This window comes from Domibacillus sp. A3M-37, assembly GCF_024213455.1.
Taxonomy (GTDB): domain Bacteria; phylum Bacillota; class Bacilli; order Bacillales; family Domibacillaceae; genus Domibacillus; species Domibacillus tundrae.
Genome location: NZ_JANAVL010000002.1, coordinates 503894 through 522354, shown reverse-complemented (window position 1 = coordinate 522354; position 18461 = coordinate 503894). Strand labels below are relative to the sequence as shown.

Sequence of the window (18461 nt, the reverse complement as noted above, 5' to 3'; positions counted from 1 at the left end):
TCGCTACGCAGGCGACCACCCTGACGAAGTGATCGACCGGCTATGTGTGAGGATGTAAAGTTACAGAGTCAACTTATATAGCAATAAATCCATGACCAGACTTGGTCATTCGGATGATCAAATAACGGAAAATGTGTACATCCATGTAATGATAAAGTATACACTCTGAAATCGTTCTTGACTAACTGGCTGATGGAATACAAGAAAGATTCAGTCCGTAAAAATACGTATCTTGTACATGAACGCAATATTCGAAACCATCTTCTTCCCTATTTCCAGAGTATCCTGCTAAAAGATTTAAAGCCCATTATGTATCAAAAGTTTTTAAATCACCTGTCTGATAAAGACTACAGCAAACGAACCGTAGAAATTGCACATGGAACAATGTATAACGCCATGAGTAAAGCAGTTATTTTGGGCATTCTACAAAGAAACCCCTGCTTGGGCGCAACTGTTAAAGGCACGAAAAAGCAAGAAGAAATCCAATTCATTGATTCAGCTGACATTCCGTCCTTTTTACAGGCTGCCTACCAGGATAACTATCTTTACTGGCTCTTTTTTATGGTGCTTATTGAAACTGGGATGCGTAAAGGAGAAGCCGCTGCTATTCAATGGACAGACGTTGATTTAAAAGGGAAAACCATCTCTATTAATAAGACCCTGGATTTTGATCCGAAAGAAGATGAAGAGTTGTTTGGAGATACAAAAACGCATAAGTCAAAACGAACTATCACCATCAGCCAGTCCTTGACTAATGCTCTTCAATTCCATTTGAAATATCAGAATCAAAATAAGTTGGCACTAAACGATTTCTATAACCATGACTTAAATCTCGTTCTATGCCGTAATGATGGCAATGTAATGCCCAAGTCCACACTCTTTAATTCTTTTGCCCGCATATTAAAAAAAGCAGACCTTCCCCAGCTTTCTATCCATTCGCTGCGTCATACCCACGCGGTCCTTTTGCTGGAATCCGGTGCTGATATGAAGTATGTACAGGAACGTCTCGGCCACGGGAGTATGGGTATCACGGCAGATGTGTATGCGCACGTTTCAAAAAAGCTGGAACAAGGGAATTTGCAAAAATACGAGGATTATTCCGGAAGGCTTTTTCAAAAAGAATGACATCTTGTGGGTGTTTTGTGGGTGCGGTGTTTTCCGTGCCCTTTTTTTATGTGTTTTACCCACATTTTAAAACAAAGAAAAACCCCTTGAAGCCATACGGCTCAAGGGGTTAAGTTTCTTAGTACATTGACATGTATTGCTCGCGCTCCCAAGGGTGTACTTGTGTGCGGAACATATCCCATTCAATTTCTTTTGCTTCGATAAAGTGCTCAAGGATGTGCTCACCAAGCGCGTTTTTAATTGTATCACTTTTCTTCAATACATCAAGTGCGATTGACAAGTTTGATGGAAGATCGCGGACGCCTTCTGCTTCGCGCTCATCTTTGTCCATTGCATAGATGTTGCGGTCAACTGGCGCTGGTGGAGCCAGTTCGTTTTTGATTCCGTCAAGACCTGCTGCTAAAAGAACAGCCATTGCAAGGTACGGATTCGCTGCTGGATCAACAGAACGTACTTCTACACGTGTGCTTAGACCGCGTGATGCCGGGATGCGGATTAGCGGGCTGCGGTTTTGGCCAGACCATGCAACGTAGCAAGGTGCTTCGTAGCCAGGAACAAGGCGTTTGTACGAGTTAACAGTCGGGTTACAGATTGCTGTGAACGCTTCTGCGTTTTTCACGATGCCTGCGATAAACTGGTAAGCCGTTTCACTTAGTTTCAATTCGCCGCTTTCATCAAAGAATGAGTTTTTGCCCTCTTTGAATAGAGACAAGTTCATGTGCATACCAGAACCGTTTACGCCGAACAATGGTTTTGGCATAAATGTTGCGTGCAAGCCGTGCTTACGGGCGATTGTTTTAACAACTAGTTTAAATGTTTGGATGTTGTCACAAGCTGTAATAGCGTCCGCGTATTTAAAGTCGATTTCGTGCTGGCCTGGCGCTACTTCGTGGTGAGATGCTTCGATTTCAAAGCCCATTTCTTCAAGCTCAAGCACGATATCGCGGCGGCAGTTTTCGCCTAGGTCAGTTGGTGCAAGGTCAAAGTATCCGCCATTATCGTTTAGTTCAAGGGTTGGTTCGCCGTTTGCATCCAATTTAAACAAGAAGAATTCAGGCTCAGGCCCAAGATTGAAATCTGTGAAGCCCAATTCTTTCATTTCGCCAAGAACACGCTTCAAGTTCGCACGAGGGTCACCTGGGAACGGCTCTCCTTCAGGAGTGTAGATATCACAAATAAGACGCGCCACTTTCCCTTTTTCAGCAGTCCAAGGAAAAACAACCCAAGTGTCAAGATCCGGATAAAGATTCATGTCTGATTCTTCAATGCGTACAAATCCTTCGATTGAAGAGCCGTCAAACATCATTTTGTTGTCCAGCGCTTTGTCAAGCTGGCTCACCGGGATCTCTACGTTTTTGATTGTGCCAAGAATGTCTGTGAACTGAAGACGAATATATTTTACGTCTTGTTCTTTTGCTAATCGCTGAATGTCTTCACGTGTGTACTTACCCATTTGTTATCCATTCCTCCTCAAATATGTAAACCTTGTATGGCAAAAGATTAGTGGAAAAATCGCCGGTCCATTCCTGGTGAGCGATTGAAGCGTCCCGCATTGATTAACTCTTTGCGAAGCAGCTTGCGAAGCTCCTCGTCGGTGAACTCCTTTTTCAATTTCACGCCACTATCTTTTGTTTCTAATTCAATTTCCTGCGATTCGTCTTTCAGCAGGATTTTTTTAATCCCGGCCATATTGATGCCCTGATCAAGAAGATCTTTCACTTCAAGCAGTCGATCAATATCGTTCAATGAATAGAGACGCCGGTTTCCATCAGAACGATCCGGGGTAATTAAATGATGCTGCTCATAATAGCGAATTTGCCTTGCAGATAAATCGGTTAATTTCATAACTGTTCCCATCGGAAAAAGCGGCATGGTCCGGCGTATTTGGCTGCTCATGTTTTCCCCTCCTTATTATCATCTGATACACTAACTATAAATCATGTTATTTCATTTGTCAACACCATGTAATGTTTTATCACACTAATTTATTTATTATTTAAAAGTTTGTCAGATTTTTTTGGATTCGATTAAATAGTCAATGGCGCTCGTTACGGCAATTTTTACGTGTGCATAGGTGAGGCCGCCCTGTATGTAAGCTGCATAAGGCGGACGCAGCGGACCGTCTGCTGTCAGCTCAATACTCGCGCCTTGAATAAATGTGCCGGCTGCCATAATAACATCGTCTTCATACCCGGGCATATACGCAGGCTGTGGCGTTACATGCGAGTTGACAGGTGAGGCGAATTGAATCGCCTGGCAAAACGACACCATTTTGTCGCGGTCCTCGAACTGTACCGCTTGAATTAAGTCTGTGCGCGGCTCGTCCCACGCAGGTGTTGTTTTCAGGCCGAATTGTTCAAGCATGGCGGCAGTAAAAACGGCCCCTTTTAAGCTTTGCGCAACCACGTGCGGAGCAAGAAATAACCCTTGATACATTTCCTGAAGGCTATATAAACTTGCCCCTGCTTCTGCACCAATTCCAGGTGACGTCATACGATACGAACAGCTTTCGACATGCTCTTTTTTGCCCGCAATGTAGCCGCCTGTTTTTGCAATGCCGCCGCCAGGATTTTTAATAAGCGACCCAGCAATTAAATCGGCGCCGATATGAAGCGGCTCTTCCCTCTCCACGAATTCTCCGTAGCAATTATCAACAAAAACAACGGCGTCCGGCTTGATATCCTTTACAAATGAAATCATTTCCCTTATTTCGTCTATTGTAAACGACGGACGCACCGCGTATCCTTTTGAACGCTGAATGGCGATCATTTTTGTTTTTTTGTTTATACTGCTTCGGATTTCATCAAAATCCGGGCGCCCGTTTTCGTTTAAGTCAACATGCTTGTACGAAATGCCGAAGTCACGAAGCGAGCCGTTTGATGGACCGCTAATGCCGATAATTTCATCTAATGTATCATACGGCTTTCCTGTAATATACAGCAGTTCATCGCCGGGGCGCAAAATGCCGAACAGCGAGATGGTAATGGCGTGTGTACCGGAAATAATCTGCGGCCGCACTAAGGCACTTTCGCCGCCAAACACATCAGCATACACGTTTTCCAGCGTTTCTCTTCCGGCATCGTCATAGCCGTATCCGGTTGACGGCGTAAAGTGAAAATCGCTTACTTGGTTTTTTTGAAAGCTTTGCAGTACACGGAATTGATTGTATTCCGCCATTTCGTCAATTTTCTGGTGGACACCGGTAATTTTCACTTCTGCCTCAGCCGCTTTTTCGCGAATGATGGCGCCGTTTTTCAATAAGTCAAACATGCTTGTCATGAGCTGGTTCCTACTTTCTTCTTCACTAGTTTTATCATAGCAAAATCCTGGTTTTCTTGAAAGAAAAAGTAGCTGCCAAAACATGAATCGTTTATAATAATATCCGAACATTAAACATTTTGGATGAAGGAAGGTTCGGAATGGACATTACGTGGGATATTTTTACGGTAATTGGCACGATCGCGTTTGCGATTTCGGGCGCGATCGTCGCAATGGAAGAAGAATATGATTTGTTTGGCATATATATTTTAGGCATGATTACCGCATTTGGCGGCGGGGCGATCCGGAATTTACTTATTGGCGTTCCGGTCTCGGCTTTGTGGGAGCAAGGGGATTTTTTTACGATTGCGGCTCTTTCAATTACAGCTGTCATTTTATTTCCGCAAAATCTCCTTCGCCATTGGCCGGTCTGGGGGAACTTTTTTGATGCGATCGGTCTTGCCGCTTTTGCGGTGCAGGGCGCTTTATATGCGGCGGGCATGAATCATCCGCTCAGTGCGGTTGTCGTGGCAGCAGTTTTAACTGGAAGCGGCGGCGGGCTCGTCCGTGACGTGCTGGCGCAGCGGAAACCGGCTTTACTTCGCGATGAGGTGTATGGAGTATGGGCGGCGCTTGCCGGGTTGATTATTGCCATTGGAGGAGCCCAGACGCCAGCTCAGCTTATTATTTTGTTTATGTTTATTACCGTGCTTCGAATTCTTTCTTATAAATATGGCTGGCATTTGCCAAAGAGAAGAGTTAAGTTTTAACGACCCACTCGCCATCTGGCGGGTGTTTTTATATAATGTCCAGCTCCAGACGCCATCAGCTCGATGACTCACAGGATGTGAGTCACAAAGCCGTTGCAGCAGGACGCTGCGTTCTTAGACTTTGCTCTAAGCCAAGCCCTTCTGGAGGCATAAAGCGCCTCCGCCAGGGCTCGTCTTATGCTTGTCGCTGATAAACAGGCGCCTTCTGCTTTTTTAATAAAAAAAAGAAACCGCCTTATTGGACGGGTTCTGTTTTCAAGAGGAACATGTCGCCTTTCCCTGCTTTCATGGCTTCTTCGGTTAAAAGGGAATGCAGCATCATGTCGTTAAAAACACGGGCAATGTCTTCGATAGTCAATTCGCCTTCTTTTTTAAACCATTTGTACATCCAGTTGATCATCCCCATAATGGCCATTGTAGAGATTTGGGCCGGCACCTCAGGACGAAAATCACCGTTTTCCTGGCCTTCCCGAATAATTTGCAGAAGAAGCTGGCGGTACTGTTCACGTTTTTCATTGATTTGTATCTCAAAATCACCTTTTAAATACGTGCTTTCCTGATAAAACACCGTAATATGCGATTTATATAAATCGAATATTTTCGTAAATGACGTGATAATGCCACACATTCTCGAAACGGGATCCGTCTCCTTTTCGTACGATTCCTTCGCTTTATTCAGCAAATAAGAAATAAATACGTCATGTATATGATACAGCAGTTCATCTTTTGATCGGAAATTATGATAAAATCCGCCTTTGGATGTGCCGCATTCATCAACGATCTGATCAACGGTCACTCCATGATAGCCGTGCTTTTCAAACATGATTAAAGCGGTTTCAATGATTCTTTCCTTGACGGGCTTTTTTTTCATCTTCATCATCCTTTTCGACATTTTACCATATGTGTCTTTATTCTGACAATTGAAAATCTTCTCCTTTCAGCATTTTAAGCTCTTTTTTTGAATGAGCAGATTGCTTCATCAGCCGGATCGCCTGCCGGCGGGCCGCTTTTTCGATTAATGTCCGGATGTTCCGCCCGTTCGCGAAGCGAAATCCCCCCAGTTTCTTTTCCTGCTCAATCCTAGCCAGTAATACATTCCTGCCTTCCCGGTCAATTTCATAGTTTTTTTCAGTAGCAATCACGTCTGCAATTTCAAGCAATTCGCTCGTCGTGTAGTCGGGAAAATGGTGAATAATCGGAAACCTGGACTGGAGTCCTGGATTCATTGATAAAAAGTGAGCCATTTCCCGCGGGTATCCAGCTAATATGAGGATGAAGCTGTTCTGATGATCTTCCATTTGCTTAACGAGCGTGTCGATCGCTTCTTTTCCAAAGTCTTTTTCTCCGCCGCGTGCAAGGGAATATGCTTCATCGATAAACAAGACACCGCCAAGTGACTTTTTTATGAGATCGCGCGTTTTTTGCGCCGTGTGGCCAATATATTCCCCGACAAGGTCCGCCCGTTCTGCTTCGATAAAATGACCTTTTTCCAATAAACCGAGCCGCTTAAACATCGATGCAAAGAGCCGTGCAGCCGTGGTTTTACCGGTGCCGGGATTTCCGGTAAACAGCATATGCAGCATTTGCCCCTTTGTATCAATACCGGCTTCCATCCGCTTTTTGCTTATATATGCAGCTGCATACAATTCTCTTATAAGTGTTTTTAAACCGGCGAGACCGATTAAGGTTTCTATTTCTTCTTCGATTGTGCGGAGAAGACCGTGCTCCGGATGATCCGGCCAGCCTGCCGCTGGTGCTGGCTTTTCTTTTGGATTCAGGACGACATGAATACGGCCTTCTTTGTTTGTCTGCTTCATGTGACGCCCTCCTTTATAGAAAAAGATATGCGCACGCACAAAAAAAAGACCCGCTGTGAGCGGATCTTCGTTGTTTCTTATTCTTGTTCGTCAAAGTTTAAGCTGACGCTGCGTTGAGGAGCAAATGTCGAAATGGCATGTTTGAACACAAGCTGCTGTTTCCCGTCTGTTTCCACGAGAACGGTAAAATTGTCAAACCCCTTAATGAGGCCGCGCAATTGAAATCCATTCAATAAAAATACAGTAACCATTGTGCTTTCTTTACGCAGCTGGTTCAAAAATTGGTCTTGAATATTAATCGGCTGTTTCATGCTTCGTTCCTCCTCTTTCTATCTGAATCCATTATTACTAATTCTACCTCAGATTCAGCTTTCCTGCCAACAGCGAGCAAATTTGTTGTTTTTTTTCATCTCGTGCAGATTCATCGGTTACATCAAACCAGTTGATATCCATTTTATTGCGGAACCAAGTCAGCTGACGTTTAGCGTAGCGGCGAGAATTTTGTTTTAATATGTCTACTCCTTCTTCAAGCGGCTGCTCGCCGCGCAAATATGGAAACAGCTCCTTGTAGCCAATCGCCTGAACAGCCGGTGCATTCACTAAATTCGTCTCATACAGCCATTTCGCTTCGTTTAAAAGCCCTGCCTTCATCATCAAATCGACACGGCGGTTAATGCGATCGTACAATACTGCCCGTTCCATCGAGAGACCGATCATCACATTGTCGTATTTTTCATCAGGTATTTCCGAGTTTTTTCGTTTAGACGCAGGCTCGCCGGTTGTCCGGTAAATTTCAAGCGCGCGAATCGTCCGGCGTACGTTGTTCGGATGAAACGAAGCAGCCATTGCCGGATCTACTTTTCTCAATTGTTCATGCAGCGCGTCAGCACCCATTTTCTTCGCTTCTGCTTCAAGTTCTTTTCGAATCGTATGATCTATGCCATCTTCAGCAAATTGGTAATCATACAAAACGGATTGAATGTAAAGACCCGTGCCGCCGCAAATAATCGGCAGCTTGCCGCGCGCATTGATATCAGCGATCTTTTCACGGGCAAGCTGCTGGAATTCAGCGGCAGAAAAAGATTCATCCGGATTTTTAATATTAATTAAATGATGCGGCACACCGTTCATTTCTTCTTTCGTCACTTTCGCGGTTCCAATAGAGAGGCCGCGGTAAATCTGCATGGAATCCCCGCTGATCACTTCGCCGTTAAATTCTTTTGCGAGATAAATGCTTAAATCCGTTTTTCCGGATGCTGTCGGGCCAATGACGACAGCCACTTTGTCTTTCTTCACTTTGTTTCACAGCCTTTTACGTATAAGTATCCTTATTATAGCGGATACCGGCCGTTACGAACAGGCGGCGATTTCTGCTTCCAGTTCTGCCGCATGTTTTGTTTTTTCTTCGTCCGTCCAGTTGAACAGCTGCGCCATTTTGTTCGTAACCGGCTGTTTATACGTTAAAACTGTATCAATGTCGAACAGCAAGGCACCTGTGCGGCGAATAAAAAAGTCCGCCGGCGTGTAAGCCATTTCTTCCCCAATCGCGTAAAGCAGCTGCGCGTTTAAAACTGCAGGAAGCCCACTTTCTTCTTTATAAGAAAATACCTTTTCGGCATTAGATCCGTACATATGCACGATCTTTTTTGCTTCTTCTTCTGTAAAGCCTTTTGAAACACCAACAGCCGTTTTTGCTTTTACAAACGTCAGGAAGTTCGCTGATCCTCCGACATCCCCACCTGAAATCGGCAAATGCTTCGTTTCAGACGGGCTGTATAAAACCCCTTTTTCTTCTTTGAAGCGCTTAGCGACTAAGTCCACAATGGTTTCAGCCATTTTCCGGTAGCCTGTTAATTTTCCGCCTGCAATCGTCAACAAGCCGGATTCTGCTTCCCAAATCTCATCTTTCCGGGAAATTTCAGAAGGATCTTTGCCATCTTCATAAATAAGCGGGCGGACGCCTGACCAGGACGATTCAATATCACTTTCTTTTACGTCAACCCCAGGGAACATAAATCGAATAGCACCCAGTAAGTACGAACGGTCTTCTTCTGTGACATCAGGACGAATCGGATCCGTATTATAAAACGTATCTGTCGTGCCGACGTACGCCTTGCCTTCACGCGGAATCGTAAAAACCATCCGCTTGTCCGGTGTGTCAAAATAAACAGCTTGGTGAAGCGGGAAAACGGATTGATCAATGACGATATGAACCCCTTTTGTCAGGCGCAAATGTTTTCCATTTTCACTGCCGTCTTTTTTGCGCACTTCATCCACCCACGGGCCAGACGCGTTAATGACCTTTGCGGCGTAGATCCTTAATGGTTCGTTTGTTAATTGATCAACTGCCTGAATACCGTTTAATTTGCCGTTATCGTACGTAAATCCATCCGCTTTAATATAATTTAAGCAAAGCGCTCCTTTTTCAGCCGCTTTTTTCATCACTTCAAGTGTTAGTCTTGCATCATCTGTCCGGTATTCCACATAGTAACCGCCGCCTTTTAAACCTTCTTTTTTAATGAGCGGCTCTTTTTGAAGTGTTTTTTCTGCAGAAAACATTTTCCGGCGCTCTGACCGCTTCACGCCCGCCAAAAAGTCGTATACACGAAGGCCAAATGACGTTGAAAGCGGACCGAAGTTGCCTCCTTCATGAAACGGCAGCAGCATCCATTCCGGCGTGGTCACATGCGGACCGTTTTCATATACAATAGCACGCTCTTTGCCGACTTCTGCCACCATTTTCACTTCAAACTGTTTTAAATAGCGAAGACCGCCGTGTACGAGCTTTGTCGAACGGCTGGATGTACCTGCCGCAAAATCCTGCATATCTATTAATGCCGTCTTCATGCCGCGCATTGATGCATCAAGCGCGATCCCGGCACCGGTAATCCCGCCGCCGATTACTAACACGTCAAATTGTTCGTTTTGAAGAGCATTTATTTTTTCCGTACGCTGATGATTAGTAAAATTCATTTCGTCATCCCCTTTATGATTCCTCTATTTTTATACCCCAGAATAAACAAAAAGAGACCTGAAAATGCAAACAGCTATCGCTGCTTTGCTTTCAGGTCTCTCCCGTTTCTCCGGACAATGTATTAACTTATAATCATTCTACCATTAGTGTTATTGAAACGCAATAGCCGCTTTCACAGCTTTTTTCCAGCCACTGTACAGCTTTTCACGCGTTTCATCGTTCATGTCTGGTTCAAATGTACGGGCAACCTGCCAGTTTTGCGCGATTTCCGAACGGTCATTCCAGAAGCCAACAGCAAGCCCCGCCAAGTAAGCTGAACCAAGCGCTGTCGTTTCGTTAATTTGTGTCCGTTCAACCGGCACATCAAGCATGTCGCTTTGGAACTGCATTAAAAAGGCGTTCATTACGGCGCCGCCATCAACACGCAGCGTTTTTAACGAAATGCCCGAATCAGCTTCCATCGCTTCAAGCACGTCTTTCGTCTGGTAGGCAAGTGATTCAAGAACTGCACGAATAAACTGTTCTTTCTCCGTTCCACGAGTTAAGCCAAACACTGCCCCGCGCACATTGCTTTCCCAGTATGGCGTTCCGAGACCTACAAAAGCCGGCACGACGTACACACCATCTGTTGACTCTACACGTTCTGCGTATTGCTCACTGTCTGCCGCATTTTTAATCATCCGCATCCCGTCACGAAGCCATTGAATCGCAGACCCTGCCACAAAAATACTGCCTTCAAGCGCATATTCCACTTTGCCGTCGATGCCCCACGCGATTGTTGTGAGCAAGCCGTGCTCTGACTTCACCGCTTTTTCGCCCGTATTCATGAGCATAAAGCAGCCGGTGCCATATGTGTTTTTCGCCATACCTTTGTCGAAACAAGCTTGTCCAAACAAGGCAGCCTGCTGATCGCCTGCCGCACCGGCAACCGGGATTTCCTGCCCGAAAAAGTGGAACGGAGCAGTTGTCCCATAAACTTCAGAAGAAGGACGCACCTCTGGCAATAGTTGCTTTGGTACTGTTAAAATATCGAGCAATTCCGCGTCCCACTCTAATGTATGAATGTTAAACATGAGTGTTCGTGCCGCATTCGAATAATCCGTCACGTGTGCTTTTCCGCCAGTTAATTTCCAAATCAGCCACGTATCGATCGTGCCAAATAACAATTCGCCTTTTTCCGCCCGCTCGCGAGCCCCTTCGACATTATCTAAAAGCCATTTTACTTTCGTTCCGGAAAAGTATGGATCAACTAAGAGTCCTGTTTTATCCCGAAACGCCTGCTCATGGCCTTTTTCTTTAATATCTGCACAAATGTCTGATGTTTGACGAGACTGCCAAACGACTGCGTGATAAATCGGACGCCCTGTTTCTTTATCCCAGATCACCGCTGTTTCACGCTGATTTGTAATCCCGATCGCTTCAATTTGGCCGGCTTGAATTTCCACTTCATTCAATACCGTCGCCATGCACGATAAAACAGAAGCCCAAATTTCGTTAGCATCATGCTCCACCCAGCCCGGATTCGGGAAATATTGCTTAAATTCTTTTTGTGCCGAGTGAACGATTTCTCCTTTTTTGTTAAATAAAATCGCCCGTGAGCTTGTTGTGCCTTGATCGATTGACATAATATACTTTTCCATGTGAAAGTCCCCCTTATTTATGTGTATATGCCTGCACAGCTGTGCCGGATGAAACAAATTTAATGAGCATAATCGATACAATTGACGCAGCTAACGTGATGTAAAACGCGCCTGTTCCTTCATTAAGGAAAAAGCCTTTATAAAAAAATGCGGCAAGGACAGCGCCAATCACAGGTCCTGCTACAGGAATCCACGCATACTTCCAATTGGAGCCCCCTTTACCGGCAATCGGAAGAAGGAAGTGCGCGATCCGAGGACCGAGATCCCGAGCCGGATTAATCGCGTAACCAGTTGTACCGCCGAGTGATAACCCGATAGCAATGATTAAAAAGCCGACAATCAACGGGTTTAATCCATCTGTAAATTCGTTGGCGCCAATCGTTAACAAACCGATAATTAAAATAAATGTTCCAATCACTTCACTAATGATATTGGCATATGGACGATCAATCGCTGGCGATGTGGCGAAAACGCCAAGCTTTGCGCCGGGATCTTCCGTTTCTTCCCAATGCGGCAAAAAGTGTAAGAAAACAACCGCTGAGCCAATAATAGCACCGATCATTTGAGCTGTTACATATGATACGACATCTGACCATGGAAATGAACCGGTAATCGCCAATGCAATCGTGACAGCCGGGTTTAAGTGGGCGCCGCTGACGCTGCCTACTGCATACACAGCCATTGTTACAGCAAGGCCCCAGCCGAATGCAATAACAATCCAGCCGCCCCCATTTGCAAATGATTTTTTCAAATTTGTGTTAGCACAAACTCCTGCCCCAAAAATAATAAGCATTGCCGTTCCAATCAACTCTCCCATAAATGGTGTCATTCCATCCTCATCCCTTCTTTTTTATCGCCTTTTTACGCCCGGGATCGTATCAAAAGGCAAAAAATAAAAAAACTCACACTGATCCCTGTAACGGGTGTCAATGTGAGTCTCCATGTTCTCGGTCACAAATTTATGAACTTGTTGTTTATCATAACGGCAATTGAAAGCGTTGTCAAACATTTTTTAAAATTGTTGAAATATGGTGAGTTACGGGTATGATAAAAAAAGGGAGGAATGACCATGAACATAAAGCTGGAAAAACTAAAGCAGGACAAGCAATTAACCGACAAAAAAGAATATAATCTAAAACTGGAAAAATATCAGCGCCGTCTTCTCGCTTTGCAGCAAATGCTGTTTCAAGAAAAAATCGGATTGATTATTGCGTTTGAAGGAATGGATGCGGCCGGCAAAGGGGGAGTCATTAAACGAATGAACGAGCAGCTTGATCCACGCGGTGTTCTCGTTCATCCGATTTCAGCACCGGCTGCTCACGAGCTTCGGTATCATTATTTGCAGCGGTTTTGGCGAAAGCTGCCCCAGCATGGGCAAATCGCCATTTTTGACCGGTCCTGGTATGGGCGCGTACTTGTTGAACGAATTGAAGGATATGCCGTCGACCACGAATGGAAACGAGCCTATGAGGAAATTAATTCATTTGAAAAATCATTAACCGATGAACGATACATAATGGTGAAATTTTGGGTGCACATTTCAAAAGACGAGCAGCTGCGCCGGTTTGAAGAACGAAAGCTGGATCCGGTGAAGCGCTGGAAAATCACCAATGAAGACTGGCGCAATCGAAAGAAATGGGATAGGTATGTAGAAGCAGCAGAAGAAATGCTTAGCAAAACGGATCACTCCTATGCTCCGTGGCATGTGATTGAAGGAAACGACAAAAAATATACACGAGTAGCGATTTTGAAAAAAGCGGTCGCGCATATTGAAAAGTCACTTATTCAAATGGGCCAGCCCCTGCCTGAATACGAACTATTTGGCGCAAAATAACAAAAAAGCGAAGCGGGCTGGCTTCGCTTTTTTATGCTTTAGAAAATTCCTTCCACAATTCAACATTTGACGTCGTTACTGCGGAAGCACCAGCTTCCATTGCCGCTTCGACTTCTTTTTTCGTTTCAATTAATCCACCGGCAAAAACTGGTTTTCCTGTTTCGCGGCGGATGACATCAATAATTTTTGGTGCCACACCAGGCAGCACCTCAATATAGTCTGGATTCGCTTTTTGCGCGAGCTTTACACTCCGGCTTAATGCATGCGAATCGAGGATAAACGCTCGCTGTGTGGCAACGAGTCCTTTTTGCTTCGCTTTGATCAGGGCGCTGCCTTTAGTCGAAATAATGCCGTATGGCTTTGCATATCGGGCAATAAATTCAACGCCATGTTCGTCGCCGGAAAGCCCGCTAATCAAATCAAGGTGAACAAACATGTTTTTCTCATTTTGCCGCGCAAGGTCCAACACACTTTTTACCATTCCGATGTGCAAATCCAGAAAAACACCATATTCATAATTCATTGCCAGCATTTTTTCAAAATCTTTCATCGACCGAATGGCGGGCAAAATCAGTTGTCCCTTAAATGACATAAGATCACCTCTTCACATAATTCGTTTAAACATTTTTTCAATATCATAATTAGAAAGATGAATCGCGATTGGCCTTCCGTGTGGACACGTGAACGGATCTTCACTGCGGCGAAGGTCCGCCAGCAGCTGCTCAATTTCATCCTTCCGTAGATGGCGGTTTGCTTTGATCGATCCTTTACAGCTCATTAAAATCGCTGCTTCCTCACGAATTTTTTTCACTTCCGGCTTTTTCATCGCAAGTACCTCTTCAATCATTTCTTCAATGACGTCACGTTCTTCATTTTTCGGAAACCAGACGGGATGCGACCGGACAACATACGATTTATCACCGAACGGTTCCAAAAATACACCTACTTGTTCCAACGCCGCTTTATTTTCCTCGATTTTCATCCATTCATCTGCGGAAAAATCAAATGTCATAGGAATAAGCAGTTCCTGAAGCTCCGGCTCCGTCTGTCCTACTTTTTCACGGAAATATTCATATTTCAGCCGCTCCTGCGCGGCGTGCTGGTCAATCATATACAAGCCGTTTTCATTTTGGGCAAAAATGTACGTCCCATGCATCTGCCCGATTGGGTAAAGCATCGGCATGCGCTCTTGCGACAGCTCGTTCATTTTTACCGGCTCCTGCTCTGGCGCGGATACGGGTACGTCGATTTTTCCCTCCAAAACGATTTCTTGCGGTGCTTCTTTTATCGGCTCATTATAATAGTCAGGCTTGTACAGCTTTTCAACTTCCTTTTGCGGCGGCATGACCGGTTGTTTCGGGCGTGGCGCCTCAAATTGAAACGCCCGCTGTTCGGTAAAATCTTTTCGCTTTTTCAATACAGGCAGTGCATCTGGAATTAACGTCTCTTTCCGCAATACGGCTTTCACCGTCTCCGCAATGAGCGCACACAGTTCCTGTTCCTTGCTGAAACGCACTTCAAGCTTTGCCGGGTGAACATTCACATCGACGAGCAATGGATCCATCTCAATATTTAATAGCACAATCGGATAGCGCCCGGTCGGCAAAAACGTGTGATAGCCTTCTAAAATGGCATTAGAAACTTTAAAATTTTTAATAAACCGGCCGTTCACCATCATTGACATATAGTTACGTGAAGCACGCGTTACTTCTGGCATTGACAGAAAGCCGGATAACCGAAAATCAAGGGACTGCGCGTGAACCGGAATCATTTGTTTCGCAATGGAAATCCCGTATATGGCCGCCAGCACTTGTCTTGCATCACCATTCCCATTCGTTTTTAACAGCTCGCGGCCATTATGGCGCAGCCTGAATGAAACGTCCGGCCGGCTGAGCGCCATCCGGTTAACGGCATCCGTAATGTTGCCGAGCTCTGTATGGACACTTTTCATGTATTTCAGCCGCGCTGGTGTATTAAAAAACAAGTTGGATACGGTCATTTCCGTTCCTTTCCGGGCAGGACCCGGCTTTTTCGATTGAATGGCGCCGCCGGATAAAACAATTTCAGTCCCAGCAGCGTTTCCTGTGGACGTTGCCATTGTGACATCGGAGACAGAGGCAATACTCGGCAGCGCTTCACCGCGGAAGCCGAGCGTCCGGATGCGAAACAAATCGTTCTCGTCTTTAATTTTGCTTGTCGCATGGCGATAAAATGCCCGCTCCACGTCATCGGACTCAATGCCGGAGCCGTTGTCTGTAATACGGATCAGCCCAAGCCCCGCATCTTCTACGTCAATTTCAACGACGGTACTCCCCGCGTCAAGCGCGTTTTCCGTTAACTCTTTTACGACAGACGCCGGCCGTTCTACGACTTCTCCGGCCGCAATTTTATTTGAAAGTGATTCATCGAGCTGGCGAATAATCCCCATTCTAGTTCACCTCATTTTTTCGCTTCTTTTTGCAGCGTATATAGCGTATTCATCGCTTCCATCGGTGTCATTTCCATAATGTCATAGCTTAACAGCTTTAATAGAATAGACGGATCTTCTTTCCGAGATGGCTTTTGCTTCGACACCGGCTTCTCCTCAAAAAAGGACAGCTGCCCTTCTTGAACGAGCGCGGCAGGCGCCGCTTTTTCTTCTTTATTCTCAAATGAATGCAGCAGCTCTTCCGCGCGAATTAGGACGGACTCAGGCAGACCAGCAAGCTGCGCCACATGGATCCCATAACTTTTATCGGCTGCACCGTCTTTTACTTTATGTAAAAATACAACCTTGTTATCTTGTTCCGCTGCGGTCACGTGGATATTTTGCATATGCTCAAGCGATTCATCGAGCACTGTCAATTCATGATAATGGGTCGAAAACAATGTTTTTGCGCCAATATTTGTATGAATATACTCAATCATCGCCTGCGCAAGCGCCATTCCATCGTACGTGGACGTCCCGCGGCCGATTTCGTCAAATAAAATAAGCGAGCGGCTCGTGGCACTCACGATCGCATGTTTTGCTTCAAGCATTTCGACCATAAATGTACTTTGTCCAGAGACTAAGTCATCTGCAGCGCCGATCCGTGTAAAAATTTGATCAAAAATCGGCAGGACCGCTTCCTCTGCCGGTACGCAGCACCCGATTTGCGCCAATATCGCAATTAAAGCAGTTTGGCGCATATATGTACTTTTACCAGACATGTTCGGTCCGGTAATAAGCAGCACATTTCGCCCCGCTTCCATCTGGCAATCGTTCGGGACAAATCCTTGCGCATCTATCACTTTTTCAACAACCGGATGGCGCCCTTCTTTTATCCACATGTTTCCGTCTGGTGAAAAGGACGGCCGGACAAACCGGCGCGATTCGCTCACCGCAGCAAAACATTGCAGCACATCAATTTCACTAACCATACGGGCAAGATTTTGAAGGCGGGGAATAAACTGCTTCACATGCTCACGCAGTTGTGAAAACAAATCGTATTCAAGTTCCATCATTTTGTCATTTGCTTCTAAAATAAGCGTCTCTTTTTCTTTTAATTCCGGTGTGACAAACCGTTCGCAATTGGCGAGCGTCTGCTTTCGTTCATAACGTCCTTCTTTAAGCAAGCCGAGATTCGCTTTCGTCACTTCAATGTAATAGCCGAAGATGCGATTGTAGCCAATTTTAAGCGATTTAATACCGGTTTTTATCCGTTCTTCTTTTTCGAGCTCTGCAATCCACTGCTTGCCGTTTCGTGCTGCATCACGGTATTCATCAAGCTGCGCGTGGAACCCGTCCCGAATCATGCCGCCTTCTTTCACAGAAATCGGCGGTTCTTCAATAAGAGCCAGGTCAAGCTCTTCAAACAGCTCTGTACATGGATCAAGAGAATCGGCCAGTCTGTTTAATTCGATCCCATTAATTCGTTTCAGCAAATTTGCCAACAAGGGAATTTGTCCAAGTGATTTTTTCAGCTGAACGAGGTCGCGTGCATTGACATTGCCAAAGGCAACTCGCCCGGCAAGCCGTTCTAAGTCATACACTTCTTTTAGCTGTTCACGCAGCTCTTCCCGTTCAAAGAAAGCCGCGATAAACGTTTCAACAATACCGAGACGGCGGTTAATATCTTTTTCATTTAAAAGAGGCCGGTCGATCCATTGTTTCAGCAAGCGGCCTCCCATTGCCGTTTTCGTTTCATCAAGGAGCCAAAGCAGCGACCCTTTTTTTCCTTTCGACCGGATCGTTTCGGTCAGCTCCAAGTTTCGCTTTGAGAAATAATCGATGTTCATATAATCGCGAATTTCATACGGTTCTGCCGCCTGTAAGTGATCAAGGCTGCGTTTTTGTGTCCGGTGCAAATAATGATAAAGACGGGCTGACGCTTTTCGGGCGGTTTCTTTTTTTACTTGCATCAGCAGTTCATCAAATGAAGCCGGGTCCGTTGCTTCTTCTACCGAAATCACCGCGTCAAGCCGGCCGTATATTTGTTTCGCTTCCAACTCGGTCAAAGAACCATCTGTAATTACTTCTTTCACACCGTACGACGACATTTCATGAAGGGCCGCGTCAAATGTCGTGAAAATAGCTGTTTTACACTCGCCGGTTGTTAAATCCGCAGCCGCTATCGCATATTCAGTGTCTGAATGTTCCAATGCCGCAAGATAATGGTTTTCTTTTTCCTGAATGCCAGCGCCTTCCATCATGGTGCCCGGTGTAATAACCTGTACGACTTCCCGTTTAATGACCCCTTTCGCCTGCTTGGGGTCTTCACGTTGCTCGCAGATCGCCACTTTATGGCCTGCCGCAATTAACCGTTCTATGTACCCTTTCGCGGAATGATACGGCACACCGCACATCGGAATCCGGTCTGCGCTGCCGCCTTCACGCGACGTTAACGTGATTTCTAAAATTTGACTCGCTTTTAACGCATCTTGAAAAAACATTTCGTAAAAATCTCCGAGGCGAAAAAATAAAAAGGCATCTTCATAGTCTGCCTTCACACGCAAATATTGCTGGATCATTGGAGTATATTGTGACATGTCGTTTTCCTCTCTGTCTTTCTTCTTTTGTTAGTA

General features: G+C 45.3%; 15 protein-coding genes and 1 pseudogene. 3 read left to right on the top strand and 13 right to left on the bottom strand.

Going from position 1 to position 18461, the window contains the following annotated elements; all coding sequences use genetic code 11:
• Positions 1-162 precede the first annotated feature (162 nt).
• A pseudogene (locus NLX67_RS06735) lies at positions 163-1125 on the top strand (tyrosine-type recombinase/integrase); the annotation flags it as partial.
• A gap of 118 nt (positions 1126-1243) precedes the next feature.
• On the opposite strand, the gene glnA reads toward NLX67_RS06735, so the two are convergent.
• The 3 genes from glnA to NLX67_RS06720 form a co-directional block, all read right to left on the bottom strand.
• A complete protein-coding gene (gene glnA, locus NLX67_RS06730; RefSeq protein ID WP_254310781.1) occupies positions 1244-2578 on the bottom strand; it encodes a type I glutamate--ammonia ligase in 1335 nt (444 codons plus the stop codon).
• 47 nt (positions 2579-2625) lie between these two features.
• On the bottom strand, positions 2626-3021 hold the full coding sequence (locus NLX67_RS06725) for a MerR family transcriptional regulator (protein WP_046179272.1): 396 nt from the start codon (positions 3019-3021) through the stop codon (positions 2626-2628).
• A gap of 111 nt (positions 3022-3132) precedes the next feature.
• The gene (locus NLX67_RS06720; protein WP_046179334.1) at positions 3133-4395 is read right to left on the bottom strand and encodes a methionine gamma-lyase family protein; all 1263 of its coding nucleotides are present in this window, start codon (positions 4393-4395) and stop codon (positions 3133-3135) included.
• Positions 4396-4544: 149 nt separating this feature from the next.
• On the opposite strand from NLX67_RS06720, the gene NLX67_RS06715 reads away from it, so the two are divergent.
• The gene (locus NLX67_RS06715) at positions 4545-5153 is read left to right on the top strand and encodes a trimeric intracellular cation channel family protein (RefSeq protein ID WP_256519623.1); all 609 of its coding nucleotides are present in this window, start codon (positions 4545-4547) and stop codon (positions 5151-5153) included.
• A gap of 235 nt (positions 5154-5388) precedes the next feature.
• Here NLX67_RS06715 and NLX67_RS06710 read toward each other — a convergent pair whose 3' ends face one another.
• From NLX67_RS06710 to NLX67_RS06680, 7 genes are all read right to left on the bottom strand, one after another.
• Positions 5389-6024: a TetR/AcrR family transcriptional regulator gene (locus tag NLX67_RS06710; RefSeq protein ID WP_046179271.1), complete on the bottom strand. Its 636-nt coding sequence runs from the start codon at positions 6022-6024 to the stop codon at positions 5389-5391.
• Positions 6025-6061: 37 nt separating this feature from the next.
• Positions 6062-6970 (bottom strand): AAA family ATPase, encoded by a 909-nt coding sequence (locus NLX67_RS06705; RefSeq protein WP_046179270.1) that lies wholly within the window; start codon positions 6968-6970, stop codon positions 6062-6064.
• A 77-nt stretch (positions 6971-7047) separates the two neighbouring features.
• Positions 7048-7281, bottom strand: coding sequence for an RNA chaperone Hfq (hfq, locus tag NLX67_RS06700; protein ID WP_046179269.1), 234 nt, complete (start codon positions 7279-7281; stop codon positions 7048-7050).
• Positions 7282-7324: 43 nt separating this feature from the next.
• Positions 7325-8266 carry a tRNA (adenosine(37)-N6)-dimethylallyltransferase MiaA gene (miaA, locus tag NLX67_RS06695; protein WP_254310780.1) on the bottom strand — a complete coding sequence of 314 codons (942 nt, stop codon included), beginning with the start codon at positions 8264-8266 and terminating at the stop codon, positions 7325-7327.
• 54 nt (positions 8267-8320) lie between these two features.
• Positions 8321-9943 carry a glycerol-3-phosphate dehydrogenase/oxidase gene (locus NLX67_RS06690; protein ID WP_254310779.1) on the bottom strand — a complete coding sequence of 541 codons (1623 nt, stop codon included), beginning with the start codon at positions 9941-9943 and terminating at the stop codon, positions 8321-8323.
• A gap of 150 nt (positions 9944-10093) precedes the next feature.
• Positions 10094-11584, bottom strand: coding sequence for a glycerol kinase GlpK (gene glpK, locus NLX67_RS06685; protein WP_046179266.1), 1491 nt, complete (start codon positions 11582-11584; stop codon positions 10094-10096).
• A 13-nt stretch (positions 11585-11597) separates the two neighbouring features.
• Positions 11598-12413 carry an MIP/aquaporin family protein gene (locus NLX67_RS06680; protein ID WP_254310778.1) on the bottom strand — a complete coding sequence of 272 codons (816 nt, stop codon included), beginning with the start codon at positions 12411-12413 and terminating at the stop codon, positions 11598-11600.
• 240 nt (positions 12414-12653) lie between these two features.
• On the opposite strand from NLX67_RS06680, the gene NLX67_RS06675 reads away from it, so the two are divergent.
• A complete protein-coding gene (locus NLX67_RS06675; RefSeq protein WP_254310777.1) occupies positions 12654-13418 on the top strand; it encodes a polyphosphate kinase 2 family protein in 765 nt (254 codons plus the stop codon).
• Between the two features lie 31 nt (positions 13419-13449).
• On the opposite strand, the gene NLX67_RS06670 is transcribed toward NLX67_RS06675, so the two are convergent.
• Genes NLX67_RS06670 through mutS form a run of 3 tightly spaced genes read right to left on the bottom strand, consistent with a single transcriptional unit; the run spans position 13450 to position 18425 of the window.
• Positions 13450-14010, bottom strand: a complete 561-nt coding sequence (locus tag NLX67_RS06670; protein ID WP_046179263.1) for a glycerol-3-phosphate responsive antiterminator — start codon at positions 14008-14010, stop codon at positions 13450-13452.
• Positions 14011-14022: 12 nt separating this feature from the next.
• The gene (mutL, locus tag NLX67_RS06665; protein ID WP_254310776.1) at positions 14023-15846 is read right to left on the bottom strand and encodes a DNA mismatch repair endonuclease MutL; all 1824 of its coding nucleotides are present in this window, start codon (positions 15844-15846) and stop codon (positions 14023-14025) included.
• A gap of 11 nt (positions 15847-15857) precedes the next feature.
• Positions 15858-18425 (bottom strand): DNA mismatch repair protein MutS, encoded by a 2568-nt coding sequence (mutS, locus tag NLX67_RS06660; protein ID WP_254310775.1) that lies wholly within the window; start codon positions 18423-18425, stop codon positions 15858-15860.
• Between the last annotated feature and the right edge of the window lie 36 nt (positions 18426-18461).

Excerpts from the sequence above, each read along its gene's own strand:
- glpK (WP_046179266.1), bottom strand. The coding sequence starts at position 11,584 with ATGGAAAAGTATATTATGTCAATCGATCAAGGCACAACAAGCTCACGG.
- NLX67_RS06670 (WP_046179263.1), bottom strand. The coding sequence starts at position 14,010 with ATGTCATTTAAGGGACAACTGATTTTGCCCGCCATTCGGTCGATGAAA.
- NLX67_RS06705 (WP_046179270.1), bottom strand. The coding sequence starts at position 6,970 with ATGAAGCAGACAAACAAAGAAGGCCGTATTCATGTCGTCCTGAATCCA.
- NLX67_RS06720 (WP_046179334.1), bottom strand. The coding sequence starts at position 4,395 with ATGTTTGACTTATTGAAAAACGGCGCCATCATTCGCGAAAAAGCGGCT.
- NLX67_RS06675 (WP_254310777.1), top strand. The coding sequence starts at position 12,654 with ATGAACATAAAGCTGGAAAAACTAAAGCAGGACAAGCAATTAACCGAC.
- NLX67_RS06715 (WP_256519623.1), top strand. The coding sequence starts at position 4,545 with ATGGACATTACGTGGGATATTTTTACGGTAATTGGCACGATCGCGTTT.
- hfq (WP_046179269.1), bottom strand. The coding sequence starts at position 7,281 with ATGAAACAGCCGATTAATATTCAAGACCAATTTTTGAACCAGCTGCGT.
- NLX67_RS06725 (WP_046179272.1), bottom strand. The coding sequence starts at position 3,021 with ATGAGCAGCCAAATACGCCGGACCATGCCGCTTTTTCCGATGGGAACA.
- glnA (WP_254310781.1), bottom strand. The coding sequence starts at position 2,578 with ATGGGTAAGTACACACGTGAAGACATTCAGCGATTAGCAAAAGAACAA.
- NLX67_RS06710 (WP_046179271.1), bottom strand. The coding sequence starts at position 6,024 with ATGAAAAAAAAGCCCGTCAAGGAAAGAATCATTGAAACCGCTTTAATC.
- NLX67_RS06680 (WP_254310778.1), bottom strand. The coding sequence starts at position 12,413 with ATGACACCATTTATGGGAGAGTTGATTGGAACGGCAATGCTTATTATT.
- mutS (WP_254310775.1), bottom strand. The coding sequence starts at position 18,425 with ATGTCACAATATACTCCAATGATCCAGCAATATTTGCGTGTGAAGGCA.
- NLX67_RS06690 (WP_254310779.1), bottom strand. The coding sequence starts at position 9,943 with ATGAATTTTACTAATCATCAGCGTACGGAAAAAATAAATGCTCTTCAA.
- mutL (WP_254310776.1), bottom strand. The coding sequence starts at position 15,846 with ATGGGGATTATTCGCCAGCTCGATGAATCACTTTCAAATAAAATTGCG.